Genomic DNA, 25,164 nt, shown 5'->3' with positions numbered 1-25,164 from the left:
TTTTATTACTCTCGATCCGCACTTTGGTTCTGGCGATGTACAGATGCTTTTACATGCTGATCTGTGAACTGGTTGTAGAACGGGATCATATCGAAGCTATCCGTTTCTGCGCACATTTCCAGTTTGCCGGGGCCTGCCAAGTTATGAGCGTACATCAGACCCGATAGGCTGGCCTCTGGCGAAACACCAAACTCAAAATCATTCCGTGTCTCCATCCGGTGTGCGCCGGAGGGGAAAGCTTTTCGTCTTTCTTCGGAAAGAATGAAGGGTGCCAGGTCGGTGCCACGATACTGAAACGAGAGATGCTGCCCAGTGAAGGGTGTGAGCTTATCAGCAAGCTCAGTGCGTGCTTCCTGTGTCAGGAACACCTGAACTTCAAAATTTGCGAGATAGTTTCCGGGGTGATGCCATACAGGTGTCAGGCAAACTCGTGCAATGTCATCGGGTTCAAAAGCTTGGACAACACGATGCTCCACCACACGGAGTTCCTCACGTTGCAAGGGTGTATCGCCTTCCTGGATGAATTCCTGTCCAAGTGCGTAGGTGTAATGCCCTCGAACAGCGGGATGTTGCATATATGAGGCAGGATTGTCGGTAAGGTGGTAGTATGCCGCCCATATCAGGTGTGCGGGAACCACTGCCCAAATGGCGATACTGGTAATTGCGACACCCGCAAGGCCGCCCAAAAATGCTTTCATGATTTGTCCCCCAATTTTGGTGCCATTCAACCGGCTAGCGGATGAAAATCTCGTAAAACAGAATGGTTAGAATAATTCCATTCGCCATGCCCCTTGTGAAAGGGCTGAAACGTTTATGCCAAGGTTCCATATGCTGTGCCTTTACTCATCCTTGTGACAACAGCTTTCATAGAAAGTTGTTGTGCTTGCGCGGTGGGTGTAAATGGGAAAAATACCTGGGATAGGACAATCGCCCCTGCGCCCAGTATAACACCACCCAGAAATGCTTTCATGATTTGTCCCTTAATTTTGATCCTGTGGCAGCTTTATCTTGGTCAGCAAAGGTTTCCGGCGTTCGTAAATCGAAACTCCGCGTGGGTCGTCCTCATCGCAAAAGCCGATCTCATCCGCCGGGTTTAACTCAGCAAGTGAACGCAGCAAGGTGCTCATGTCAGGTTCTGCCACCTGAACGTAGAAGGGTGTATTGCCATTGCCAGCTGAAAGAGGGTGCCTGAACCTTGCAACCCTGGTGCTGTAACCATGTGCGAGTTGAAGGAAGCCGAGACTTGCTGCATTGTTCTCGTCTCCGATCAGTTCCTCATCCTCAAGAAGGATGGAGAATTTTTCCAAGTCCTTCAAATTAATGGCTAAACTCATGGATTCGGAGCCATTTTGATCGAGCCCTGCACCGATGACGCATATGTTTTCAATAACGTCCGGCGTGAATTCAAAAACAGGACTGATAGTATAAAGCGTGGGGCTGAAACGATCGAACACAGGGTCATCGCCATAAAGCTCAACCAAGGCTGTCAGTTTAATGTCGGTCGGTGCCTGGAAGGCTCTTTGTTCAAGTTCATCGACCAAGCTTTTTGATGTAATGGCATATCCCGTCGGGCCAATAAGAGCCAGTGGCGTCACCGCGCCAATGATGCCAGCCAGAACCGCAACCTTGATATTGTTCATTGTATCCCCCACCACCGATGCGTGTTTTCTGGCCTTACCATGAACAAAAGGTGAACGGTTTGCAAGGCACAAAATGTGGCGGTGACGTGAACAGCGCCCCGCTTGACATCAGGTTTACACCAGAGAGGTTATCTCATGACATATATGCCCAACCGGTATTCCCATGCATCTGCGGGGAAGGCCCATGAGCCCCATGCGGGCGAGATCACTGCACTCGTGCAGGAACTGAAGCGCCGCAAGCTGGCGCTTGAGGGCAAAAGGGCAGCGCCCGGTGTATCGGAGATTTTAAGGGTGCTGGATGTCGCTACACCAGCGATTGGTTCGGTGAAGCTGCTGCCTGAAAAGAAACGAAATGGTGTTCGCTTACTTCCGGTTTATCCGGGCAAGGTGAAGTTTTCGATAGAGGCGCCTTCGTACGCGCGCTTTAAGTGCGATATATATACGCCAACAGTGGTTGGTGTGGGTAAGAACGCGCAATTCAGGACAGGGCGGGTACGCTTATATTATGACGGTACGTCGGGGCAGCGTGAAAGCGTGATTGATCGTGGCGTACTAGGTAACGCAGCCTTCCTGAATCTCACCCTAGAGGACGTTAAAGAGTTTCTACAAAAATTCCCGGTCAATGTACTTCATGGAAATACTTATTTTGACATTGAATATTTACCGCACGCGGACATGAATCTAAATGCCCTGCCTCAGCGAGAGGCGCTCTTCAAAGTGAAGGCAACGCCTGTTCGCTAACTTAGTTTTGGCTTTCCATTGACGGGTCAAATTTGAGAAGATCTCTGGTTAGATTATCAATCTCAACATCTGCGCCTTCGCATACAGTTACTTCCCTACTGGGTGTAAGGCTTTGCAGCCTTTTCAGGTTTACCCTGGTGTCGTCACCGGTGAGCGTGAAGTAAATGTCCGCCGGTGCCTCGGGGTATCGTTCTCGATCGAAGCTGTTGTATTGTTTCGTCGGATTCTTAAACCGGCCGCTTTGCCAAACTGCGTCGGTGTTTGTGCCTTCAATGACAAAAGCCAATGTGGGGCCATCGCCCTCGAACGTACCGGCTGCGGCATGTAAGCGGTCCAGCTTGAAATCGTCTTTTAGATAGATGGCAACATCGTATATGCGGGCATCACCATAAGTGCTGCTTGAGGGGTTTGTGCGCATGCCAAAGATGCACAAGCGCTCCACAGTCTCTTGTGTTACCTCAAGCAGCGGTTTGGCGGTAAGTACAGTGAATGTTGGTGTTTGAAAATGGAACGGGCCATCTTCCATAAAGTTGGGGATGGGATCATTGCCTATGGTGCGTACCGTGATGGTGGGTTCCGGCGGTGGGGATGGCAGGTCGTCCTGCATCTCCGGTGGTTGCTGCAAATACTGGATGGCAGATTGAGCGATAACGAGTTGGGCTTGAGCGTATTTCAGCTCTTCCGCGGCCATTTCTTTTTGTACTTCAAGAATATAGTAGCTCACCGCCCCAACGGCGACGCCACCTAACAAGATACCGCCCAGAAATGCTTTCATGATTTGTCCCCCACCACCGATGCGTGTTTTCAGGTCTTACCATGAACAAAAGGGGAACGGTTTGCAAGGCACAAAATGTGGCGGTGACGCGAACAGCGCCCCGCCTGATATCAGGTTAACACCAGAGAGGTTATCTCATGACATATATGTCCAACCGCTATTCCCATGCATCTGCGGGGAAGGTCCATGAGCCCCATGCGGGGGAGATCACTGCACTTGTGCAGGAACTGAAGCGCCGCAAACTGGCGCTTGAAGGGAAGGTGCGTGGCGGTTGCAAAGACGGCTGCACAGATTGCGCGCCATGCACCAAGGGCTGGCACGATCCTATTGATTGCGAAGGACTTCTAAGGGAGATTAGTGCTGGCAACAGGTCCAAATGGAACGCATGGGCTGATCTTGATCGAGCAGTCGCAGTCGCTCAGGCCAAAAGCAAGAGGCTCGCACAGATTGACAGGACCAACCTGACGCTTGAGCTACTTGATAATCTCACAAGTCTGGCGATGGAATTGAATGCGGTAAGCCGTATTTTAAGGGTGCGAAAAATTGCCTCAGCATCGTCATATCAGAAGGTAGGCCGTTTTGCCGGAGATACGCTTTCCGTTATTCTCGAGTTGGCAAAGCAGTCGCTTAGCGCCGAGGGTGAGGAACTACTTGGCCAAGTTGAGAGCCTGGCAATTCGTATTCCTGCTCTCCGCGAGACAGCGGAATACCTGGAAGATGCATTCTGGAAGCAAGTACGGTCCTACGAACAGATGAAATGCCCGGCAACCCTCATGCCGCAGCACTTTAATCGTCCATAGCCTCTTGCTCACCGATCTTAGAAGGGGATGGCTCTATGGCCCATCTTTCCAAAACCTCCAACACCTCTTTCAATATCTCTGGATCTGAGATGGGATTGCCATCGCACTGTTTGATGGTGCCGGTTGGGTTAGTCTCGCGAAGTTTGGCCAAAGAAGTATAAAGGTCCTTTTCTGTCAGTTGTAGCTGCAGGGATGATGTGTTCTTTATATATCCTCCATCTGCGGCGAAACGACCGAGAGTAAGAGGACGTATGCCAGAGAACATGAAGGCACCCAAGGGTGGTTCATCGTCGCCGTTGAAGATGCCAGCTTTATCATACATGGTCTGATAATAGTCCGGATCTTTAAGGTCTATCGCGATGGAGATTGTGTCTACACCTGAGGTGTGGCCGGCATAGTATACACAGAGATCATCAATCATGTCTGCGGTCAGAGACATCATCGGGGTCATCTTATAGAGGGCAGCGATAACGCCTTCACCAAGGAGTTCTTCATGTTTGTATGGCGTATCAAGTTTGGGAAACAGAATCGCGGAATCAATGAGCAGCTCGGTTATCCTCTCATCCCTTGGGCGATCATCGACAAACGCTTTGGTGAGTGTTTCGTTTATGAGTTTTTCGGTCATCTCGCTGCTTGGTGCAATGATACCGTAATAGCTTACGGCCCCGACTAAGAAGCCGCCCAATACCATACCGCCCAGAAATGCTTTCATGATTTGTCCCCCAACCTTGTGTGCGTGCGGGCCTAACCCGCTGCGGCGCACCCAGCCTTCAGCGTGTTGACCTGGTGTTCAAGCTGCATCATATCCGGGTGTTTGGGCGCGTATCCGAGTGAGCCCAGTTTTTCCCGCCGCTCCTTGAGCGCGATAAGCTGGGCTTCACAGCTTTCAGGCCCTGTGGCTGGTATTTGCGGAACCGATGCCCTGCCGGATTTGAGAAGCTCGATCTCCGCGCGCAGGTTATTGACCACAACGCTGAGCGCACGGACCTGCCGCTCAAGTTCCGCAATACGTGCGGCCTCAGTTCCCGCGTCCTCCGCTAAGGCGCTTTGAAGCGAAACGGTGGTGAGGGCCATGGCCCCGATAAGGGCGAGCTTTTTCATCGGTGTGGTCTCCCTATCACATGGATCGTGCTCATGATGTTTTTTGCACGCTATCAGAACAGCATGAGAACAAAAAGTGAAAATTGCGGGTGACAGCGTCGCGATCCTTTGTAAATATAACCCTTCAAGGTTGCATGAAATTCAATTACCTGAAGGGGGACGAGGATGAACAAGATGATGAAAAAAGCGCTGTGTGGTGCGTTGCTGGCGGCGGTGGTTGCGCCGACTGCCATGGCGCGGGACACCATTTACGTGACAGTAGCAGACAAGAAGCGAGAGAGCATTGACGTGGAAGATGTGAAAATCGTGTCTGTCTGCGGCTTGAAGCAAATGATCGCCCGGAAATACAGGCTGGATGAAGGCAAGTTTGACTTGTTTCGCAGCGGCAGCAGGCTGGATGAAGACAAGACCCTCAAGGGTGCTGGCGTGCGGTCTTCCTCCGAAGTGACGGTAGAGGCTGTTAGTTATTCATCCCAGTGTAACTGACGACTGACCCAACAACTTATCCGAATTTTAACCCGCCGGGTGCCTGTGTGACGCAGGGACCGGGCGGGTTTTTCATTGGCTGAGACCATCGCTTGCGTGAGGCAGGCGGCCCGGCCTTTCACCCTTTGCCGGGGGATGAACCCCGGCTTCCCCGACCCCCACATTTGAAAGGACAGATGGCATGGAAATGACCGATCTGAAAGCCGCCATTGACGATTATACCGACACGGCGGAGATGGGCCTGATGGAGGTGCGCTCGCGCCTTGACGGCCTTGAAACCCGCCTGGGCCGTCCCGGTAGCGCAGGCACCATCACGCCAGAATATTCCGCTGAGCATAAATCGGCCTTTTTGCAGGGCTTCATGAAAAAAGGCGATATGGACGGCCTGAAAGCGCTGGAGAGCAAAGCGCTTTCCACCAGCTCAGATAGCGACGGCGGTGTTGCCGTGCCGCTGGTGATCGATAACGAGATCGAGAAACAGCTGCGGGTGCTCTCACCGCTTCGCTCTATCGTGAAGGTGAAAACCGTTGATGGTGGTAACTACCGCCGGCTAGTGAACACAGGCGGCACGGCCTCCGGCTGGGTGGGTGAAACCGGCGCACGAACTGAGACCGCGACCCCGAGCCTTGAAAAGGTTGAGATTGAGCCGGGCGAAATTTACGCCAATGCGGCCGCCACCCAGCGCGCGCTTGACGACATGCAGTTTGATGCGGAAGCCTGGCTCAATGAAGAAGTGGCGGAAGAGTTCGCGGCACAAGAGGGTGCGGCCATTGTGAACGGCAACGGCACCAACAAGCCAAAAGGTTTCCTCACCTACACAACGTCTACTGACGATGACGATGCCCGCACTTTTGGTGAGGTGCAGCATGTGATTACCGGTGCGGACGGTGCTTTCCCGGCCAGTGACCCGGCGGATATACTCATTGACCTTGTGCATGCGCTTTCAGCCCGGTACCGGGCAGGCGCGCGTTTTGTGATGAATTCCAAAACGCTTGCCATGGTGCGCAAGTTCAAGGATGCGGACGGTAACTTCATCTGGCGTGCGGGGCTGAGCGAAGGCCAGCCGGATACACTTCTCGGTTACCCGGTGGTGGAAGCGGAAGACATGCCCGATGTGGCCTCCGGCTCGCTTTCCATCGCGTTTGGCAATTTTGAGCGTGCCTATACGCTCGTTGAACGCTCTGGCACCCGCGTGCTCAGAGACCCATACACCAACAAGCCTTATGTGCATTTTTATGCCACGCGGCGTGTTGGCGGCGCGCTCGTAAACGATGATGCGCTCAAACTTCTGAAGTTTGCGGCGGCTTAAGGCTTCCGCCCCCACAAAAGCTCAGGCCGGGCGGTGCTGTCGCCCGGTTTTTTCTTTCCCTCCCCCCCTATTTGAAAGTGACAAACCATGCTGGCAAACCGTGTGCGCGAACTGACAACGACATCTGGTGCAGGTGATATCACCCTTGGGGGTGCGCTTGCGGGGCATGTGCGTTTTAACGATGCGTTTGGGGTTGGGGATGTGGTCTCCTACGTGATTGAGGACGGAGACAATTACGAGATTGGTACCGGCACGATGTTGGACGCGGATACGCTTGAGCGCACCACCGTGCTTGAGGTGCTGGTGGGAGGTGTGCTTGACCGCGATGCGCCCGAGCCCATCTCGCTTTCCGGCAATGCGCGTGTGTTTTGCACGGCCACGGCCGAGTTTTTAACGCGCTCCGAGATCGGTACCAGCACAAACGAGCCGCTTACCTTCAAGGCAAACGACACCGTTTACCTGAGCATTGACCCAAGCGGTGAGATCCGCGCGGACGGCAAATTTGTGGCGAACAGTGGTGCCAAAATCAGTGTGCAGAACACGGTGGATGGTGGCAGTGGGCAGGGCATTTTCCTGTGGGATACCGATAATCCATTATACGGAATATACACCGCTACGGCGGGTTCTGGTCGGTCGTTGTCGGGAGGGACTACCTGTGCATCTCTCGATGGGCGCACCTCACACCATATTCGGCACCGCATTCCGGATTTCAATCTTAACGGATTTATCTGGGAAAATGGTTCGGAAGAGTGCCTTATGTCCCTCACCGCTGACACTGGTGACCTTTACACAAAAGGGCGAATATATCCTGGTAATCACATCGTTCGGGGTATTGCCACCGACACCCTTGAGGTTTCAGGTGGATCTTCAACGGTAAACGGAGGCGCTATAAAATTCTTCGGCGGCTCCCATGCGACGAGGGCCAATGACACTGATTTGCTGGCGGGCGGTGCCGCCTGGCTCAGTTATGATGCAAGCGCTGGTACAGCAACGTTTTCGAGCCAAATCAGCCTCGCAGACACCAACATTCTGCGTACGGTAGAGAACAGCACCATCCGCATCGGGAGTTCGACAGGCACTGGCCTTGGCTGGAACATGATTGGCTATGCGAACAACCACGCAAGTCGTGCTGGTGATTTCGAGATGCGAAATGATGTTACGCCGTGGCTTAGCTACGACGCGAGTGCTGCTAGTCTTTCGATTGGTGGGGCGTCTCAAGGTGATGCCTTTGAGGTTCACGGTACTGGCTCCCGGCGCTTTTATGTGAGGAATGATGGTGCCATATACTGGAATCCAACGCAGGCTGGTGGTGTTCTTTCCTGGGATACTGATGAAGCAAGGGTTCTGACGAACACCAATGCGCAGCGTTTGCTTATTAGGGCGGGGTCTGCAACATCCCTTACATTGGACGACGCTTTGGGCATTAGCAGCTTCTCTAGCCACGTTGGTCTTGCTTCAACTAAACGCTTTCGGGTGGGCGGAACGCCACGCACAGATTGGAATACAGCCTTCGACGTGATGGAGCTTGGGCAGACTGCGGCCATTATGGCTCCTGTATCTGGGAATGCTCTATATTTGGGTCCAAATTGGTATTACGACGGAGCCTACAAGCTCAGAAATGACGGCGCGGCAGCACAATATTTAGCTAGCTCTTCCGGTAACCATTATTTCCGCACCACCGCGTCTGGTAGCGCAGATGCCACGATTTCTTGGACGGATGCGCTTGTTCTGTCTGGTACTGCCGCCACGTTTGGTGTTGACCGTATTCTTAGATCAGTTTCATCAGATCAGATGGTTATCGCGGGTGGCCCTAGCGCGAACGACGGTGGGAACATCTTTTTCTACGGCAGCACGCACCCGACAAATGCGGGTGATACAATTTTACGGTCAGGCTCCACGAACATCATGTTCTACGACGCCAGTGCTTCGTTGTTTAGGTTTTATAATGCGGTAAGGATAGACGGTACGACGACTTTTGCTGGGGATGTGTCTGGAAACCTCTTTAGGGGCCGATATTTTCACAGGGCTGTAGATAACTCTGACATGAGTTGGAGTGCAGGTACTGCTTATAACTTAGGTGCCAATATATTTGGCTTCGGGCAGAACCACGTAACAAGAGCGAATGACCTGGAGCTTAGAGCAAGCTCGACAGCTTGGCTCAGTTATGACGCAAGAGCTGGAACTGTAAAGTTTGCGGGCGATATTCATGCCGGTGATGATATTGTCATGCACGGAGACTCTATCGTTAGAAACGACGGGGCGACATACTTAGTTTTGAGTGGTGGAGACGATACTGGCGTAGGTGGCAACATTGTTTTGTATGGTGATGAATATTCCAACGCGAATGATATATCATTTAGATCGGGAACATCCGTTCGTGCTCTTTGGGATAATAGTGCAAATCGGTGGAATTATAATGGCAACATTTTAACCGGAACTCCAATAATATCTCGCGGAGTTGCAACAAGCACACTTCAATTGTCTGCCGGGTCTGATGAGACAGTCGGCGGAAATATATTGCTGCATGGCGAGAGCCACCCAACAGATGCAAATGATATCCGATTTAGGTCAGGTACGATAGTTGTTGCTCAATGGGACGACAGCGCAGGATATTGGCATTTCCAGAACAACCCTTTGTTCAACATTGGTAATGTCACCCTCTCAGGTACGGATATTTATCGTGATGGAAACTCTCAGTATTTAAGGCTGGCGGGCGGCAATGCTCCCGGTGCTGGCGGCAACGTTATTTTCTATGGCTCCGCCCATACCAGCGCGAATGATATTCTGTTTCGGTCGGGCACCAATCCGATTCTTCATTGGGACGAAAGCGCGGGTGCTTGGGGTTTCCAAGGCAATGACGTGTCGGGTGTTGGGGCACTGACGGCCAGCGGCGTCATCAAGGGCCTTGCGGAGACCAGCGGCAATCGCCCGTCTGCGGCCACTGTTGGCGCAGGTGCCACCATGTTTGATACCACTTTAGGGAAGCCCATCTGGTCTGACGGCAGCCAGTGGGTGGACGCTTTGGGTGCTGCGGCCTAAGGGCGCACACTCTTCGCAAAGAACTGTCGTCACTCTCCCAGAAAGCGTCGCCTGGCCAAATGTGCAGGCGCGCTTTTTTTAACCGTCTATTGCAGAGGATATACTCATGAAACAGGACCAACAGGCCCTCACCCCCAAACATGCCGCCGCTACCCTTCAGTTTTTGCAGCGTGCCCAGCTAACCGGCGCGGAGATGCCAGCTTATGTTGAGGTATTCAACGTGCTGAGCACGATCGCGCAAGCAGATACGGCCGAGGCCATCGCAGAAACCACCGACGCTGACGTTTAACATCTCACGGGGTGCGGCGGCTGGTTGGTCGCCGCACCCACTATCAAATTTTGCTATCAGGAGCGCAGTCATGATGCTTGCTTCATCGGCCATCGCGGCCTCTCCCCTCTCGGGTGACTATATCAAGGCGGTTGACGCCTCGGGCGCCCCAGCAAAAACCTTCGTTATCGCTGGCAATGCCAACATGGATGCGGAAGCAGTGACTGGCCTTGCCAAGGTGCGCCAGATTGAGAACGCAAAACCTGCGGTGAGCGCGGTGGTGGTCGCTGATATCCGGCAGGAGATAGTTTGATGATCACAGGCCCCCTTACCCTTTATGATACAGCGTTGCACCGCTTCGCAGCTGGCAGCTTGCGCCTCCCTGCGCTGCGGCTCACAGCACTTTTGCTTAACGGTACATACGTACCAGATCAAGCCGGCCATACCGTGTTGGCTGATATCTCGCCGCATGAAGTGACAGGCGGCGACTATACCCGCCTGCAGGTCACAGGTGTGCGCGTTGTGGCTGCACCGGGCGCCGCACAGTTCATGACCGACGCCCTCAACTGGGGCGAGCCGGTAAACCTGCCGCCAGTGCGCTATATGGTGCTGGTTGAAGGTGTGGCGACCGCGCTTGGTGCCGCAAGCAGTCTTATAGGCGTTGTTGACCTCGCACCCGGTGGTGGTGCTGTGGAAAGCCAGCGCGCGTGCTTCTCCCTCACCCCGCCCGCAAGCGGCTGGTTTGAAATAACAGCGCTAAGCGCTGCCTGATCCATATCCCCACATATGAAAGGAGGCCCGCACATGGCGGTGCATGCCAAAGATCCGTCCGCAACGGTGGACTATAGCTTCGACTGGGCCGCCTGGCTCACCGGCAGTGAACAGATAACAAGCACGACCTGGGCGGTTGAGCCTGCAGGCAGTGATGCACCAACCCTGGGCACGGTGGTTGAGGCAGGCAGCGTGCGCGGCGTTCATGTCTCGGGCGGTGTGCGAGGGGCTCGTTACCGGCTCACCTGCACCATTGAAACCGATGCTGGCCGCACGGGTGAGCGCAGCCTCAGCCTTTATGTGATGGAGCGCTGATATGCGATTTGAAGTGATAAACCCGCCCGTAAGCGATGCCATTCTTCTTGATGAAGTGAAAGATCACCTGCGCCTTGACGGCGGTGAAGATGACGCAGGCCTTGGGGCCATGGTTGCAACGGCTACGGCCTGCCTGGAGGCTCACCTCTCTGCCGCGTTTATAGCGCGCGACGTGCATATCTTCCTTGATGGTGGGGGCACGCGAGATACCCCTCAGCGGTTACCCATTCGGCCCGTGATGAGCCTTGACGCGGTGGACGTGAAAGATGCGGACGGTAGCTGGCAAACGGTGCCTTTAAGTGCTGTTTCTTTCAGGCCCGGCCTCGCGCCTGAGGTTTCCCTGTCAGGCCCAAGCACAGAAGGGCCGGATCAGATCAGGATTACCGCCCGCGCCGGGTTTGGCGAAAGCTGGAATGACGTGCCGCTTGTGATACGGCAAGCGCTCCTGCAGCTTGTCACTTATCTCTATACTCACCGCGGCGATATGGGCGAGGGCGCCAATGCCCTTAAAGCCAGTGGTGCGGCTGCGCTCGTTTCTACCTATCGGCAGGTACGGCTATGACGGGCGGAAGCCTGGGCGCCCGGCGGCACCGTATTACCCTGATGGGGGAAGCTTCCACCTTGGGTGCAGGCGGACGCATAAACCGCACCACCCCCATTATCGCTGATGTGTGGGCCGAAGTTGAAGCCGAAACCCTGAATGTGACCGAGCGCGCAGAAGCCCGCGCACTTGGTGGCAAGGCAACCTTCCGCACAGCCTATAAAGGCGCCTTTCAGGCCGCACGGTTTGCTGAGTGGCAGGGTGTGCGATACAGGCTTGAAGGCTTCCGGCTTGAAGGTGTGGACCGCCGCACCATGGTGTTTGACGGCGTTTCCATTCGATAACCCATAAGGATAACGAGCATGACCGCACTGGTTTGCCACAAAGTGCAGGAAGCGCTTTATGCGCACCTGACAAATGACAGCACGCTAATGGCCCTTCTGGCAGGCATTTATGATGAGGTGCCAACCGGCAGCGCTTTGCCGTATCTGACATTCGGTGAAACCCGGGCAGACGGCATGGCGCTTAAGGATCGCGACTGCAGCCAGATATCATTTGATATCATGCTGTGGTCAGAAGACCACGGGCAGATGGAAGTGAAGGAACTGATGGCGGAGGTGGAGCGGGTGATGAAAAGCTTTACCCCCGATGTGCTCGATATCAGCTTCGGTACCCTGACGTTTGTGGGGGCCAATATCGTGCGGCAGATCACCCCTGAGCGCATGCTTTACCGTGGCCGGCTTTCTTACCGCATCAAGGCTTATGAGGATGCTGTGGCGCTTTAGCTTACCAGCGCTTTTGCGCAAGTGCGCTCTCGAGCTTGCATGCCCGCTTCCAGCACGCGCCGCTCATACTGCATGGTGCGGTGGATGCGGTTCTGGAGCGTCAGTTCACTACCGTTCTCACTCATGTAGGTGAGGGCAGGCGGGCTTTTCTCTAGCCGATCCGCAATAAAGCCAATGGCCTGGCGGTAGGCTTTCATCTGGTCAATGCACCGGGCGGTGATGGCGATCTTGTCGGTTGCCTCCGGCGCAGGTGCCGCTGTGCCGCTCAAGCTGGTGATGGCCGCGAAGCAGACCGCCACACCTATCAGTCTTATCCGTTTTTCCATCCCAACACTCTCCCGTGCCCAAGCTGGTTTTATAGCAAAACCAGCCCGGTCAGGCGCGCGAAAAAAACTTAACAGCAACGCATCAGCTAAAGGAACCATGCGATGACAGCACAGCTTGGCAAAGAACTGCTTTTGAAAATTCACGACGGCAGCGCCGCGTTTGAAGACGAGAATTTCATCCTCGTGGGTGGTTTCACCAGCAATGACATGAAAATCAGCAACCAGGGCGTTGATATTACCTCCAAAGACAGCGGCGGCTTCAAGGAGATGCTTGAAGGTGGTGGTGTTCGGTCATTCACCAGTTCAGCAAGCGGCGTGTTTATGTCTGATGCGGCTTTTGCACTTTGCCACGGCCATATGCTTGCGGCCACACACCCGGAATGCCGCGTTATTGTGCCCGGCCACGGCACCTATGGCGGCAAGTTTGCGATCGGGAGCCTTGAGCTCACAGGGGCGGATGAGGGCGAGGTAAGCTACAGCATGACCTTTGAATCCGCTGGCCCGATTACCTTTGCCTAAGGCACCCAGCATGGCCCGCAAGATTGCTGGTGAAACCAGCTTGCAAGTAGGTGCGCGCACCGTGCGCCTACGGCTTGATATTGGCACCATGATGGACCTTGAAGACCATTTTGGTATGGGGCTGATCCCGTTTCTGACGGAGCGCTTACAGCAGTTTCGCCTGAGCGATATGGCGGCGCTTTACCTCGCGATGACAGGTGGCGATTTCACAGATGAAGCCGCCCGCAAACGTGCGGGCCAAGCGCTTCTGAAAGCGGGCCTTGGTGAGGCCGCGACCGCCATCTCCCGCTGCCTTGAAGCCACCCTCGCGCCGCAAGAGCCGGGAAAGCCGAAGCCCCCGAGCGAGAGCAGCAGCTAAAAGGTCGGGGGCAGGAAGACGATGCGATCGAGTGGCACAAGCTTCTTGAGGTAGGCACCATGATGGGCCTGGGGCCGCATAGAGTGATGAAAACCACGCTGCCGGAGCTGCGCATCCATATGCGGGGCTGGCAACGCGCACACGGCATTAACCCCGATGCACCCAGGGCAGAAAAACCGATGAACCGCGCCCGGTTCCTTGAACTGGCAGAAAGGTATAGGTGATGCAAATACAGGCACCAAAGATTGAGGTAGATGTCGGGGAGACCCTTCGGAAAGACCTCAATGACACCATGAACACCATCAATAAAGCGAGCAAGACGATTGCCGCTGCGACCTCTGGTGTTTCGGGGGAACTGAAAGCTACAAGCGATATCGGTAGTTTTCTCAAGGCGCTTGCGGGTGATCTTGGCGGTGAGTTTGGCGGGCTTTTTGGTAAAATCTTCCCCGGTACGGGCGAGAATAAAACCACCGGTAAGGCTGAAGGTGAGGCATCGCTTACTACCGGCGCAGAGGCAGATACCTCGAAAATAAGCGCTGCCCAAAGCTCTGTGACAGATGAAGCCATCAAAGGCGAAGAAGACCGGGAAAAAGCCAATGCAAAAGCATGGGCGGGCATTGTGGGCAATGCGATCAAAAGCTCCAAGGCGCTCTCCAAAATCCGGAAGGCGTTTGCTATTGCCGAGGTGGTGAAAGATACGGCCATGGCTATCTCGAAGGCTGTGGCGTCCGCGCCCTTTCCGCTCAATGTGCCAGCCATTGCATTTGCCACGGCCACCGGCGCGGCGCAACTGGCTGCGGTGAAAGGTCAGGCACACGATGGGCTTGATAAAATACCGTCAACCGGCACCTACCTTCTTGAGAAAGGGGAGCGGGTGGTGGACAGGCGTTTGAACGCTGACCTCTCAAGCTTCCTGAATGTGCAAAACGGGCGGGGTGGTGTGGGTGCCGTCACCAACCAAACCCACGCGCCGGTGATCTCGCCCAACATCAACCTCACGCTTAATGGCGATGTGCAGCCCGATGCTGTTCACAGCAATCGCGGTGCGCTTGAAAGCATGATCCGCGGCATCTTTGCAGATTACGCCATGGAAGCGCCCTTCGGCCGATAAGAAAGCCCCAGCCTCATGAGTTTAGATATTTTACCGGCCTTCCCGGCGCCCGCTTCGGTGAAGGTCAGGCCGCACCAACGCACCAAATCAACCCAGGCCATGAGCGGCCGCATTTTAACCAATGCCTATGGTGGCCAGTTTTTTGAAATGACACTGGTTTACCACCCTATGCACCGCAAGGACGCAGGCGCGCTCATTGCCTTCCTTCAGTATCAGCGCGGGCGGTCCGGCACCTTTCGTGTGCCGCTTGACCAGCTCACCGGCCAGGCCGGGTTAAAGGTCGGTAACTTCGCCATGTTCGACAACGACAGCAAGGTGCACATCATCACGCAAACATTGCCGAGCGTGCAGGTAATACCCGCCGCGCGCCAGAGCGGGGGCACATTGCTCACGAGCGGGGTGGAGATGAGATGCTCCTTAACGCGCGACGTGCAGGAAATCACCCTCGGCACCGATGGCCTGATCAGGCTTGAGCTTGACCTTATAGAAAGGGTTTGATGATGCTGGATGTCTCTTCAACCCTTATGGCCGCCCTTGAGGGTGACCATATCGACTTCGCGTGGCTGATTGATATGGACAGCGGCATCTGGCGCTGGACCACACACGGCACTGATCTTGTGGTAGGGGGTGATACCTATCATTCCCTCGGCAATATCCTGAGCCTGCAACCCATCGTACGGGAGCGGGATATCAAGCTCCAGAGCTATACCATGCGGTTATCGGGGGCGGAACGTACGCTGGCTGACCAACTGCGCCTTGTGGCACTTACGGGCATTCCGTGCGTGATATCGCTCATACTGATCGGCGCGGACGGTGACGTGGTCGGTGATGAGGCGATCAGGCTCTATAAAGGGGCCGTTCACGCATGGTCTGAAGATGAGGGGGAAGATACCGCCTCGGTTGAGATCCAGATCACAAGCCCATGGTCAAAACCAAGCCAAACCTCCGGCAGGCTCACAAGCACAGACGCGCAGGAAGACCGCTACGCGGGCGATAAATTCTTTGAATTTGCGCATGTGGAAAAATCCAACATCGGGTGGGGAGGGGAAGCTTAAATGGGCCTGTTTTCATTTCTGGGCGGCCTTCTCGGCTTACCCACCAAACCTGCCTCGCAGGGCATCAAGATATCAAAGGCATCTGCGGTTGCAGGCTTGCCCATCATCTATGGCAGGCAGCGCGTCACGCCGGTGAAGGTTTATAAAACTGTCTCCCGCCATAATGCGCCGCCGGGTAGTTTGAGCCAGTATGACCATACTTACCTGCCGGACTCGTCTGACGACGAGGAAGTGCGCAAGGACTATGACTGGCTGCACCGGATTGATGTATGGGGGCAGGGCGAGATAACCGGGATTGACCGTTTCTGGATCGATGGCGACCTGCAGGGCGTGAAGCGCTTCAAGAAGAAGCCCTATTTCCGCGCGCTCAGCAAATACGGCAGCGAAAGCCAGACAGCAATGACCGCGCTTTCTGCCGCGTCAGACGTGTGGACATCAGCGCACCGTGGGCGTGGTGTGGCTTACAGTTGGGTCCGTTTTTTCAATTCGGAAAAGAAACCCCAGTTCACGGCGGAGCCTGAGGTGAAGGCGCTGGTGCGCGGCCTCAGGCTTTATGACCCCCGGCAGGGTGGGCAAAGTTTCAGCGACCCCAGCTCATGGCAATACTCCAACAATCGGGCGCTTGTCATCCTCAACTATCTCATGGCGCCATATGGCTTTCATGCAAGCGAAGATGAGATTGATATGGATAGTTTCATCACCGCCGCAAATAAATGCGACGAGATGGTCACCATCCCGGCGGTGATAACCAATACCGATCCCACACCCCGCCGGTATTGGGACCGCCATGCCGGTGAGTTTGTGTTCGTGAACCCCGCCAGCACCTTTCCCGGCTACCGGGATGAGCAGGTGGCCACGACCCAAAAGCGGTGGCTGGCGGATGCGGTGCTTGACCCCAAGAAGGGCGTGATCAAAAACCTCAAAACCCTGCTTGAAGGGTTTGGCTGGTCCATGCCGTGGTCAAACGGCAAACACCGGCTGGTGATTGAGGACGTGGTGGAAACACCGGTCATGACCATTGATGCGGGTGACATTACTGGCGGCTGGAAGGCGTTTCACGGCGCACGAGACGGAATGCTCACCCGGGTGACGGTTGAGTTCCCCAACGCCAACAAGGATTATGAAGAAGATGCGGTTTCGTGGCCCAAGCTGGATAGCCCTGAGTACGCGAGCTATCTGACGCAGGACCAAGGCAAGGAAAATCATACCAACGTGAAGCTTGCGACCATCACGGACTATTACCGCGCCCGCGAGTATGCGGAGTTTTTGGTGCGCAAAAGCCGTGTATCGCACCGCATTGAAGGGTTGAAGCTTGCACGCAAAGCCATGCTGCTTGAACCCGGTGACGTGATCGCGATTGATTACCCCGAACGCGGTTTTGACGGCAAAAAATATATCGTTGAAAAGGTTTCTGTGACCGCATTTCTGGAGGTGAGTGTTGACCTCCTGCTTTATGAAAGCTCGGTCTATGAGGGCGGTACGCCCGAGCAGGAACCGCTCAACAGTCTCGGCGATTTGCCAGACCTGTGGCTGGACCCGCCTGCGCTTGAAGACCTGCAGCTTGTCAGCTTCCATGAAGCCAAGGCGGACGGCAGCGTTATCAGCGGGCTTGATGTTGGGTGGGATGCACCCATTGAGACCATCGGTATCGACCGGTATGAGCTCAAGTGGCGCAAGGCGGGTGAGGCCACCTATAGCGGCCAGCAGTATCTGCCGCGCGATACCCTCAGCACCCGCATCGCAAGCCTTGTGGACGGTTTAAGTTATGATGTGCGGGTCACTTACTGGACCCAGCGCGGGCAGGAATCGGAAGAGGCGGTGCAAACCATTGAACTGCCCGCCACACCGTCCAAGCTTGATGAAATTGAGGACGGCGCAACACGGAACGAGTTTCGCGGCGCTTATGATGATTTCACCACCTACAGCCGCGGCGATGTGGTGACCTATCAGGGCAGCAGCTATGTATTCAAAAGCCTGAGCGGCGCTGTGGGGGTGGAGCCGGATAACACAGCCTTCTGGACGCTGCTTGCGGCCGCAGGGCCGGAAGGCCCGCAAGGTGACCCGGGCCCGGAAGGGCCGCAAGGCCCACAGGGTGTATCAGGCGAGACATATCATGTGGTCTCGGTGCAGGGGCTGCGTTGGGGTTTTGCAGATAACACCGTGCAGGGCTGGAGCGTGCCTGACGGCTCAGGCAGTATTTCAGCCTCAGGCGGGCTTCTTTATTTCACCGGTAATTCGTCCACCGACCCCAAGATGCAGTCGCCCAACAACCTGAACGCAAACGGCAGGCAATATTCAGTGGTGCGGGTGGTGCTTGCGAACTCAGGTGCCACCACGTTCACCGCCAACCCGCAAATCTATTACACCACAGCCGGGCACGGTTATGACGCATCGCACTACAAAAGTTATGGCAGCAGCGTGACGTTTGAGCCGGGTAAAACCAAGGTGCTGTATTTCGATATGCACGAGCTGACAGCCGGTGGTGACGATTGGCGCGCTAGCACCATCAAACGCATACGGTTTGATATAGCCAATAAAGCCAACCTGCAGATCGAGATTGAAGGCATTGTGATCGGCAAACGTGATGTGACGGACATCACGAGCGACAGCACGCTCGCGGACCTTGATGCGACAGCAAACACAAAGCTGAATGAAGCCAAGGCTGCGACCGACAGCATGGGCGTTTTAGCGACGCTGAATGAGGTCACACAGGCAGAAATCGCGCTGAACAGCGCTTCCTGGTATTCAGGGGGCAATAGTGGCACCAAGACAATCACCAATACTGAAACCTGGAAGATATCCGGCACTGTGGACCGCCCGCATACTGGTGGGCAGCGCATGCAACTGCTGTGGAACCCCCGCGCCAAATGCAATTCTGGCACGGTGGAGCAGGTCTCGGCCGAATTTTATCGGCGTAGGTTATCCGATGATGCCGAACTCACGCTCGAGACGATCAGTTTCTTTGTGAGTAACCAGTTTGAGCCAAGGCCAATGATTTTCTACTACCAGCCGGACGGACCTGATCCTTTGGCGGAGGCCCTCGATACGGCGGCGGTAGGGCTAAAAATCTCCATCACCGATGGCAGCGGCTCGGTAACGTTTGAACCCGCCATATTTTCCCTGATTGAGAACAGCCGATGAAACAACTTGTATTCTACGATAGTGCCACCGGTTCGATACCGCCCGATGGTGTGCGTTTTATGTCTGATGAAGCAGCCGCGATTGCGCAGCCGCCTGAAGGGTGTGATGCTCTGGCGTGGGAGGCGCTTGTGTCGCCGGACACCCATATGGTGGACGTGACCCAGACACCCGCTGTGGTGACCCCTTACACCCCGCCTGTTGATATGAACGTGAAGCGGCGGGAGGCAAAAGCACATATTGACTGGAAAGCAGCCAAGCTGCGCTCCTGGGTGGGAAGCCACGGTTACGGGCAGGAGATGGTTTATCTCGCGAAAGAGATTGAAGCCCGGGCGTGCGCTACCGACCCCGTGCCAGACCCAGCCCGGTATCCCCTTCTTGCCGCAGAGGTTGGTATAACAGGCGATGCCCTTGAAGAGGTTGCCGCCGCCGTTGTTGCCAAGGCAGATGAATGGAAAGCCATTGCGGCAGAAATTGAAGCTGTGCGCCTTGCCACCAAACAGGCCATTGATGCCGCTCCTGACCATATAGCCATTGATGCAGCGATGGCTGGGGCAAGCTGGCCCGCGCTCACACCCTAACCTCAGATATAGGAACCATGATGAAATTTTTCCTGCCCGTGTTTCACGCGGCGGTGGGCACATTGATGCGTGCTGCTGCCATGCCTTTCTCCTCTCTCAAAGCGGCGGTTGGCCGCTTTTTTTATGCTCACCCTACATTTAAGCGGGCGGGGCTTGTTTTTGCACTCCAGCTTGTTGTGCTTGTGCCGCTTGGTATTTTTGCCACCGTAGGCGGCGATGCGCTTTTTGCGCTGATGCTCACGTGTTTTATGGCCATGTGGTGCGCGTTCCTCACCGGTCTCTTCCTCGGGCTTGGGGCGGAACGCGCCAGTTCGGATTGGGACAGCATCTTCGCCCTGCCGCCCCTGCAGGCCTTTGTTTTCTGGCGGTGGCACGCGATTGAGCGAAAACGCTTTTATGGTGTGCTTGGCGCCATTTTCATGGGGCTTCTGTGCGCCGCTCGCTTCGGGTGGCCGGTATGACCAGCCTCGCTTCAAAACGGGAGTATCAGGCCGCCAGCGTAAAGATGCCGGATGGGTCTGAAACCGCGCAGGCGGCACTTCTCAAAGCAACTCTGGCGCTTGACCGTATCGAGCGGCACGAGGAGGAGTGCGGCCGCCGCTGGGGCCTTGTGGTGCGGCTTTTGCTGCTCGCGCTCACCAAGCTTGGGGCGCTTCTGGTGTTCCTGATCGCAGACAAACTCGGGTGGCTTTCATGACCATAGGCATTCACCCAAAGATGGAAATTTCGCCCAGCTTTCGGCTGTGTGATTTTACAACCAGCCGCGTGGCGGACCGGTACGGCCTTTATAACCTGCCGCGTGATGTGAGCGTTGTTGCCAACCTTAAGGCGCTGTCAGCACAGGTGCTGGAGGTTATCATCTCCCGCACCGGCCGGCACCTGACCCTTTTGTCAGGCTACCGGTCCGTTACCCTGAACCGGCTTTTGGGCGGCGCATATGATGCACCCAATTTGTTTGGGGAAGGGGTGGATTTTCTCCTGCCCGGTGTGGTGGTTGAGGATGCGGCGCTGATGATTGCCGCGATGGATGACCTGCCATTTGACAGGCTGGTGCTTGAACGCAGGGTGCTGCCCACAGGGGCCTTGCAAGCCTGGCTTCACATCAGCCACAAGCGCCTTGGCCCCAATCGGGGCATCGTACAAACGGCGTATACAAAAGGCGGCACGCGCACACTCAGCGATGGCCTTATCGCCTCAATCGCGGCATAGGCGCAATCAAGCACGGATTGTGGTATAAGAAGCCTGCTAGGGGAAAACAATGCCAACACCACAAACAGATGCCAATCAGTTCCTTGGTGGTGTGATCATGCCGGTGCTGGTGGGCCTTGGCATGAATAGCCCTTCGGCGGAAAAACTCCTGATGATGACCGCCTGCCATGAAAGCATGGGCTTTTGTTACCGGGTGCAACTGAGTGGCCCGGCGCTTTCTTACTTCCAGATAGAGCCGAACACGCTTGATGATCTGTACAGGAACTATCTGTCCTACCGCCCGGGGCGGCAGGCGCAACTGGATGCCTACCTGCCTGGTGGCATGACGCGGCTTGAGGCCCTTGAGGCAGATGATGCCTATGCATGCGCCGCGGCGCGCATGATATACGCCCGTGTGGCGGAGGCGCTCCCTGACGTGCGCGACGATATGGCGCTCGCGGACTATGCCAAACGCTACTGGAACACGGCGCTGGGTAAAGCAACGACCGAGAAATACCTGGCAGATTTCCACACATATGGCCCAAACCCTGCCCCTTCAAACTGGGCCTGACGGGCCGCTTTATTTCCCTGAAAACATACCCGTTTTTGAAAGGAGCCTGCTATGGGGCTGCCGCTGATAAGTACTATTCTTGATGTGGTGAAGGCACCGCTTGAGCGCCTTATCCCTGATAAGAACGAGCGCCGCCGCTTTGAGCATGACCTCGAGCTTGAAGTGCTGCGCGCGGGCCTTGCTCAGATGGAGATCAATAAGGCTGAAGCCCGGCACACCAGCATTTTTGTTGCCGGGTGGCGGCCGTTTGTGGGCTGGGTTTGCGGTATGGCGCTGGGTTGGCATTTTATGGGGCATGATGTGTTTAACTGGCTCCGGCTCGCCTTCTTTCCCCACATCCCCGCGCCGCCACAACTGGCGGGCACAGAAACCCTGATGACAGTGCTTCTGTCCATGCTGGGCCTTGGCGGTTTGCGCACGGTTGAAAAACTCAAGGGCGTTAGCCGCGAGAAATGGAGGGAGTGATGGTCGATATTCCTAAACCGATCACCGGATTATTGGTGCAGGCATTATTAGAGAGAACGGAGTAACATCATGTAGGCCGTACGAAACCCAGATTTTGACATAAATCGGGTTCAGGCTGAGGATCAATGAACAGGATCAAATGAGACATCGGGAGCATGCGGATGTTTGGGTTTTTTGCCAGTCCCATATGGCGAAAACTTTTGAACGGCCTCGTCTTCGTGTTGTGTATCCTGCTATTGCTCTTGATAGCTGCGGCAATGCATGAGGGTGTCAGCAACTATTTTGATGAAAGCATCTACTGTTGGGGGCGTGATAGGGAGTGTGTTGGTATGCATTACCCTTCACGTGAAGAATATGTGGTGCGGTCGTTTCTTATGGCTTTGTTGCTGCTGCCGTTTTTCTTGCTGACATTGCTGGGCCTTATCTGGCGCAGCGCCCGTATCAAGCTTCTGGTTTTATGCTTGGTCATTCTCGTCTATGTGGTCCGCCCCGGGCCCTATATAAATCAGTGGGCTGCGGATATAGCGTCCCAATCGTGGGTCAAAAGCCGCTTTTGAAGGTTTTGCAAGCTGGTGAAAAGCCGGGTGGGGTGGCCATCAGGACCAGGTAACGCCAATCACCGGTTATGCTGGCCCCACCCAAGGTGTGGTGAATATTATGTTCTTATACGCTCAGTGTAAGGCTGGGCCGTAAAAGAAGGGTTATCAAAGGTAGTTAACATGCAGCTAACGGTTAAGTTGGCGGTGGTTGCCGGTTAGCCCATATTCTGCATCAGGATATATTTTTTCCGCAGGGCGCGCTGTGTGCGCTCATAAGCGATATGAAGCTCATGAAATATCTGCGGCGCGGGGGCTGTTGCGTTGTTTTTCCCCATAATTTCAAGCTGGGCGGCGAGGTCTGCCACGCTTTCCGCGCCAAACACCTGCGCGGTTGATTTGAGCTTGTGCGCGAGGAACTGGATGCGGGGCGCATCATCAGCAGTGATGGCATCCCCGATATCAGACAGCATATTGGGCCCGGCGGTTAGATAGTCCTTGAGGAAACCCATAAAACTGCCGCTCAGAAGGGTGCGGTATTCGTTGAAAACTTCCCAGTTCAGGGCGTCAAGGTCGTCCGTGTCATGCACCGCGCTGGTGTCGTCAGTCGCAGGTGTCGGGATGTGTTCTTCTAGGCCTAGGTGATCCCTCAGGGCTTCAGACAGGTTCACCCGGTTGATCGGCTTCTTGATCATGCCGGACATGCCCTCAGAGAGATATTCTTCCTCTGCCCGTTCAGAAACCCGCGCGGTGACCGCGATGATCGGAATATTTTCATAGTGGGCAGAGAGTTTGCGGATAGCCTTGGTTGACCGTACACCGCCGAGGGTTGGCATCAGGATATCCATGAAAATGAGGTCGTACTCGGCTTCCTTTGCGGCATCGATCGCCTCAAGGCCATTAGCCACAACATCAAACCTTGCCTCAAACCGGCCAAGTAGCTTGCTCAGAATGCTGGCCATCACCGGGTTATCTTCCACAACCAGAATATGTGGGCCTGTTGCCTCTGCACTCTCGGGAATATCTTGTTGGGCGGTTTGTGCCATTTGGCATCCTCATGAAACTGAAAACACTTAACCGATATTTTGGATCAATAGTCTGGCACTGTTTTCTTGATGCTTCTAGGTGCCATTTCGCCGCATCATGCCGTTAAAAAGTTAATGCCCGGTTATGGTCGCCGCCTTGGGCGAAGGTTTATTTAAGAATTGGGCTGAAGAGTTAGCTGAGCCCCTGCATGGTAAACAGACTCTCAAAATTAGATAAAATTTTATCTGTCTCTGGACTCATGGGTCCAGAAATATAATATGCGCGCAAATCAGCGATGCTGCGGGTTATGCCGCGCAGCGCCGTACGGGGGTCCGGCAGGCTGGTTAAGCATGTGTATGGAGTTTGAGTTTGAAGTTGGAAATGAGCCTTGGGGGAGGCGCATCGCGGCTGGCCGCGATCTGGGAAGAATTTAATACATCGGATAGTTTGCCTGACCGCAACGACTTTACCTTGTCGCGGCTTGGGGCGCTTACGTCGCGATTTATGGCGCTGCGCGCGGGTGAAAACGGTGAGCTGGTTGTGGTGCAGTCAGGCACCGCGATTGATCACATATGGGGCCGCAATGTGGTAGGCGCATCAAGTGGCACCATGAGCCTCAAGTTTGGCGCGAATCTCTCTTGCGAAGAAGCGCTTGCGGCCCTTAATCAGCCTGCGGGAATTCACGTTAGTCGCACGCTTGAGAAATCATCCGGCAACAAGCTGAAGCATGAAACGCTTTACCTGCCGGTGACCTCAAAACAGGGGCGGCAACTGGTGTCCATCACCGATTTTGCGGAAAGCCGTCATATGTACGGCCTTCTTGGCGATACAACGTCAATTGTGGGCGGTGAAATGCATTTCAGCTATTATGTTGACGTTGGGTACGGGGTGCCTGCTATCAGCGCTGAGCGCGTGGCCTAACCGTCGACGCACACAAAATTTATGAAACTATGCATTGGTTTACCCCGCGCTCATGTTAAATAGGGCGCGGAAGGATATGCCATGCGTTTTTCACATTTCACCAAGATAGTTTCCGCCCCTATTGCCGCAATGATGCTGGTGGCCTGCACGTCAGACGGTGGTGGTTCGGATGATGTGGCAGATGTCACCCGTGACCCCAGCCCCATGCATTATGTGAAGCTGAGCGAGGGGCCATGTTTTGGCGCTTGCCCGGTTTATGACCTGACCATCAGGGGCGACGGCCGTGTTACCTTTCATGGCAACCGGTTCTCGAAACTCAGCGGGCAGCATCTGGCGCAGCGCAGCGTGGGGCAGTTTCTCGAGGTTGTTGAAACCCTGAAGATGCAGAAGTTCGGTGAGCTTTCTGGCGCGTATGACCGTATGTCCTGCAAGATGCCCGCGACCGACCACCCGACGGTGACGATTGAAGTGCACACGGCAGAGCTTGATAAAACCGTGCAGTGGTACACAGGGTGCCGCGGCCTTGATGATCGCAGGAAGCTGGAACGGCTCGTGGATGAGCTTAGGCGTGTGATGGATGTAGACGAGTTTATCGGCACAGATTCTGAGCGCGCCGCCATGCGCGACAAGCGCCGTTCACAATAATCCGGCAAAATAATCCGGCGCACCGTGAACCTTTCCTGGCCTGTGACCGTCTGGTGACAAGAGGCCGGTCATGGCCCGCGAGGAAATAGTGTTAAAAACCAGTTGAGAAGCCCCCAAACTCCGGGGGCTTTTTCATTTTGGATTATAACAAAA

General features: G+C 55.0%; 34 protein-coding genes. 26 read left to right on the top strand and 8 right to left on the bottom strand.

Annotated features, from left to right (window positions below):
- Positions 1-5 precede the first annotated feature (5 nt).
- The 3 genes from ACN0XZ_RS18235 to ACN0XZ_RS18225 form a co-directional block, all read right to left on the bottom strand.
- Positions 6-698, bottom strand: a complete 693-nt coding sequence (locus tag ACN0XZ_RS18235) for a hypothetical protein (RefSeq protein ID WP_417459248.1) — start codon at positions 696-698, stop codon at positions 6-8.
- Between the two features lie 113 nt (positions 699-811).
- Entirely contained in the window at positions 812-970 is a 159-nt protein-coding gene (locus ACN0XZ_RS18230; protein ID WP_417459247.1) for a hypothetical protein, read from the bottom strand.
- A gap of 10 nt (positions 971-980) precedes the next feature.
- Positions 981-1,640 carry a hypothetical protein gene (locus ACN0XZ_RS18225; RefSeq protein ID WP_417459246.1) on the bottom strand — a complete coding sequence of 220 codons (660 nt, stop codon included), beginning with the start codon at positions 1,638-1,640 and terminating at the stop codon, positions 981-983.
- Positions 1,641-1,856: 216 nt separating this feature from the next.
- On the opposite strand from ACN0XZ_RS18225, the gene ACN0XZ_RS18220 reads away from it, so the two are divergent.
- Positions 1,857-2,381 carry a hypothetical protein gene (locus ACN0XZ_RS18220; protein WP_417459245.1) on the top strand — a complete coding sequence of 175 codons (525 nt, stop codon included), beginning with the start codon at positions 1,857-1,859 and terminating at the stop codon, positions 2,379-2,381.
- Between the two features lies 1 nt (position 2,382).
- On the opposite strand, the gene ACN0XZ_RS18215 is transcribed toward ACN0XZ_RS18220, so the two are convergent.
- Entirely contained in the window at positions 2,383-3,156 is a 774-nt protein-coding gene (locus ACN0XZ_RS18215) for a hypothetical protein (RefSeq protein ID WP_417459244.1), read from the bottom strand.
- 137 nt (positions 3,157-3,293) lie between these two features.
- Between ACN0XZ_RS18215 and ACN0XZ_RS18210 the strand changes: the two genes are divergently transcribed.
- On the top strand, positions 3,294-3,956 hold the full coding sequence (locus ACN0XZ_RS18210) for a hypothetical protein (RefSeq protein ID WP_417459243.1): 663 nt from the start codon (positions 3,294-3,296) through the stop codon (positions 3,954-3,956).
- Here the strand turns inward: ACN0XZ_RS18210 and ACN0XZ_RS18205 are convergent.
- Together ACN0XZ_RS18205 and ACN0XZ_RS18200 are read right to left on the bottom strand one after the other, a co-directional pair.
- Positions 3,943-4,668, bottom strand: a complete 726-nt coding sequence (locus ACN0XZ_RS18205; RefSeq protein ID WP_417459242.1) for a hypothetical protein — start codon at positions 4,666-4,668, stop codon at positions 3,943-3,945. The genes ACN0XZ_RS18210 and ACN0XZ_RS18205 overlap by 14 nt on opposite strands.
- 32 nt (positions 4,669-4,700) lie before the next feature.
- Positions 4,701-5,057, bottom strand: a complete 357-nt coding sequence (locus ACN0XZ_RS18200) for a hypothetical protein (protein WP_417459241.1) — start codon at positions 5,055-5,057, stop codon at positions 4,701-4,703.
- A gap of 165 nt (positions 5,058-5,222) precedes the next feature.
- Between ACN0XZ_RS18200 and ACN0XZ_RS18195 the strand changes: the two genes are divergently transcribed.
- The 10 genes from ACN0XZ_RS18195 to ACN0XZ_RS18150 all read left to right on the top strand — a co-directional run bounded on the left by ACN0XZ_RS18195 (position 5,223) and on the right by ACN0XZ_RS18150 (position 12,571).
- Entirely contained in the window at positions 5,223-5,543 is a 321-nt protein-coding gene (locus tag ACN0XZ_RS18195; protein ID WP_417459240.1) for a ubiquitin-like domain-containing protein, read from the top strand.
- Between the two features lie 181 nt (positions 5,544-5,724).
- Positions 5,725-6,852 (top strand): phage major capsid protein, encoded by a 1,128-nt coding sequence (locus ACN0XZ_RS18190; RefSeq protein ID WP_417459239.1) that lies wholly within the window; start codon positions 5,725-5,727, stop codon positions 6,850-6,852.
- An 87-nt stretch (positions 6,853-6,939) separates the two neighbouring features.
- Positions 6,940-9,891 carry a hypothetical protein gene (locus ACN0XZ_RS18185; RefSeq protein ID WP_417459238.1) on the top strand — a complete coding sequence of 984 codons (2,952 nt, stop codon included), beginning with the start codon at positions 6,940-6,942 and terminating at the stop codon, positions 9,889-9,891.
- Between the two features lie 106 nt (positions 9,892-9,997).
- On the top strand, positions 9,998-10,180 hold the full coding sequence (locus tag ACN0XZ_RS18180; RefSeq protein WP_417459237.1) for a hypothetical protein: 183 nt from the start codon (positions 9,998-10,000) through the stop codon (positions 10,178-10,180).
- 70 nt (positions 10,181-10,250) lie between these two features.
- Complete coding sequence (locus ACN0XZ_RS18175) at positions 10,251-10,472, top strand: hypothetical protein (protein ID WP_417459236.1); 222 nt, start codon at positions 10,251-10,253, stop codon at positions 10,470-10,472.
- Positions 10,472-10,930 carry a hypothetical protein gene (locus tag ACN0XZ_RS18170; RefSeq protein WP_417459235.1) on the top strand — a complete coding sequence of 153 codons (459 nt, stop codon included), beginning with the start codon at positions 10,472-10,474 and terminating at the stop codon, positions 10,928-10,930. Before ACN0XZ_RS18175 ends, ACN0XZ_RS18170 begins: the two co-directional genes overlap by 1 nt.
- A gap of 33 nt (positions 10,931-10,963) precedes the next feature.
- On the top strand, positions 10,964-11,245 hold the full coding sequence (locus ACN0XZ_RS18165) for a hypothetical protein (protein ID WP_417459234.1): 282 nt from the start codon (positions 10,964-10,966) through the stop codon (positions 11,243-11,245).
- A gap of 1 nt (position 11,246) precedes the next feature.
- Positions 11,247-11,807, top strand: coding sequence for a head-tail connector protein (locus ACN0XZ_RS18160; RefSeq protein ID WP_417459233.1), 561 nt, complete (start codon positions 11,247-11,249; stop codon positions 11,805-11,807).
- Positions 11,804-12,130, top strand: a complete 327-nt coding sequence (locus ACN0XZ_RS18155; protein ID WP_417459232.1) for a hypothetical protein — start codon at positions 11,804-11,806, stop codon at positions 12,128-12,130. Before ACN0XZ_RS18160 ends, ACN0XZ_RS18155 begins: the two co-directional genes overlap by 4 nt.
- An 18-nt stretch (positions 12,131-12,148) precedes the next feature.
- On the top strand, positions 12,149-12,571 hold the full coding sequence (locus ACN0XZ_RS18150) for a DUF3168 domain-containing protein (RefSeq protein ID WP_417459231.1): 423 nt from the start codon (positions 12,149-12,151) through the stop codon (positions 12,569-12,571).
- Here the strand turns inward: ACN0XZ_RS18150 and ACN0XZ_RS18145 are convergent.
- The gene (locus tag ACN0XZ_RS18145) at positions 12,568-12,897 is read right to left on the bottom strand and encodes a hypothetical protein (RefSeq protein ID WP_417459230.1); all 330 of its coding nucleotides are present in this window, start codon (positions 12,895-12,897) and stop codon (positions 12,568-12,570) included. The genes ACN0XZ_RS18150 and ACN0XZ_RS18145 overlap by 4 nt on opposite strands.
- A 102-nt stretch (positions 12,898-12,999) precedes the next feature.
- On the opposite strand from ACN0XZ_RS18145, the gene ACN0XZ_RS18140 reads away from it, so the two are divergent.
- The 12 genes from ACN0XZ_RS18140 to ACN0XZ_RS18085 all read left to right on the top strand — a co-directional run bounded on the left by ACN0XZ_RS18140 (position 13,000) and on the right by ACN0XZ_RS18085 (position 21,883).
- Positions 13,000-13,416, top strand: coding sequence for a phage major tail protein, TP901-1 family (locus ACN0XZ_RS18140; protein ID WP_417459229.1), 417 nt, complete (start codon positions 13,000-13,002; stop codon positions 13,414-13,416).
- Positions 13,417-13,426: 10 nt separating this feature from the next.
- Entirely contained in the window at positions 13,427-13,774 is a 348-nt protein-coding gene (locus tag ACN0XZ_RS18135; protein ID WP_417459228.1) for a GTA-gp10 family protein, read from the top strand.
- A 220-nt stretch (positions 13,775-13,994) separates the two neighbouring features.
- The gene (locus tag ACN0XZ_RS18130; RefSeq protein WP_417459227.1) at positions 13,995-14,885 is read left to right on the top strand and encodes a hypothetical protein; all 891 of its coding nucleotides are present in this window, start codon (positions 13,995-13,997) and stop codon (positions 14,883-14,885) included.
- 15 nt (positions 14,886-14,900) lie between these two features.
- Complete coding sequence (locus tag ACN0XZ_RS18125) at positions 14,901-15,383, top strand: hypothetical protein (protein ID WP_417459226.1); 483 nt, start codon at positions 14,901-14,903, stop codon at positions 15,381-15,383.
- A complete protein-coding gene (locus ACN0XZ_RS18120) occupies positions 15,383-15,940 on the top strand; it encodes a hypothetical protein (RefSeq protein WP_417459225.1) in 558 nt (185 codons plus the stop codon). The genes ACN0XZ_RS18125 and ACN0XZ_RS18120 overlap by 1 nt, the downstream gene beginning before the upstream one ends.
- Entirely contained in the window at positions 15,941-19,081 is a 3,141-nt protein-coding gene (locus tag ACN0XZ_RS18115; RefSeq protein WP_417459224.1) for a phage tail protein, read from the top strand. It abuts the gene before it with no gap.
- Positions 19,078-19,659 (top strand): hypothetical protein, encoded by a 582-nt coding sequence (locus ACN0XZ_RS18110; RefSeq protein ID WP_417459223.1) that lies wholly within the window; start codon positions 19,078-19,080, stop codon positions 19,657-19,659. The genes ACN0XZ_RS18115 and ACN0XZ_RS18110 overlap by 4 nt, the downstream gene beginning before the upstream one ends.
- Before the next feature lie 20 nt (positions 19,660-19,679).
- Complete coding sequence (locus ACN0XZ_RS18105) at positions 19,680-20,120, top strand: hypothetical protein (RefSeq protein WP_417459222.1); 441 nt, start codon at positions 19,680-19,682, stop codon at positions 20,118-20,120.
- Positions 20,117-20,356, top strand: a complete 240-nt coding sequence (locus tag ACN0XZ_RS18100) for a hypothetical protein (RefSeq protein ID WP_417459221.1) — start codon at positions 20,117-20,119, stop codon at positions 20,354-20,356. The genes ACN0XZ_RS18105 and ACN0XZ_RS18100 overlap by 4 nt, the downstream gene beginning before the upstream one ends.
- Positions 20,353-20,868 (top strand): D-Ala-D-Ala carboxypeptidase family metallohydrolase, encoded by a 516-nt coding sequence (locus ACN0XZ_RS18095; protein ID WP_417459220.1) that lies wholly within the window; start codon positions 20,353-20,355, stop codon positions 20,866-20,868. The genes ACN0XZ_RS18100 and ACN0XZ_RS18095 overlap by 4 nt, the downstream gene beginning before the upstream one ends.
- A gap of 49 nt (positions 20,869-20,917) precedes the next feature.
- Entirely contained in the window at positions 20,918-21,418 is a 501-nt protein-coding gene (locus tag ACN0XZ_RS18090) for a hypothetical protein (RefSeq protein WP_417459219.1), read from the top strand.
- A gap of 51 nt (positions 21,419-21,469) precedes the next feature.
- Complete coding sequence (locus ACN0XZ_RS18085; RefSeq protein WP_417459218.1) at positions 21,470-21,883, top strand: 3TM-type holin; 414 nt, start codon at positions 21,470-21,472, stop codon at positions 21,881-21,883.
- A 754-nt stretch (positions 21,884-22,637) separates the two neighbouring features.
- Here the strand turns inward: ACN0XZ_RS18085 and ACN0XZ_RS18080 are convergent.
- Complete coding sequence (locus ACN0XZ_RS18080; RefSeq protein WP_417459217.1) at positions 22,638-23,465, bottom strand: response regulator; 828 nt, start codon at positions 23,463-23,465, stop codon at positions 22,638-22,640.
- Between the two features lie 361 nt (positions 23,466-23,826).
- On the opposite strand from ACN0XZ_RS18080, the gene ACN0XZ_RS18075 reads away from it, so the two are divergent.
- The gene (locus ACN0XZ_RS18075; RefSeq protein WP_417459216.1) at positions 23,827-24,366 is read left to right on the top strand and encodes a PAS domain-containing protein; all 540 of its coding nucleotides are present in this window, start codon (positions 23,827-23,829) and stop codon (positions 24,364-24,366) included.
- Positions 24,367-24,447: 81 nt separating this feature from the next.
- Complete coding sequence (locus ACN0XZ_RS18070) at positions 24,448-25,011, top strand: DUF6438 domain-containing protein (RefSeq protein ID WP_417459215.1); 564 nt, start codon at positions 24,448-24,450, stop codon at positions 25,009-25,011.
- Positions 25,012-25,164: the final 153 nt, after the last annotated feature.

This window comes from Kordiimonas sp., from assembly GCF_048264555.1.
Taxonomy (GTDB): Bacteria; Pseudomonadota; Alphaproteobacteria; order Sphingomonadales; family Kordiimonadaceae; genus Kordiimonas.
The sequence above is the reverse complement of the archived record's forward strand: the minus strand, read 5'-3'. Positions and strand labels throughout refer to the sequence as shown.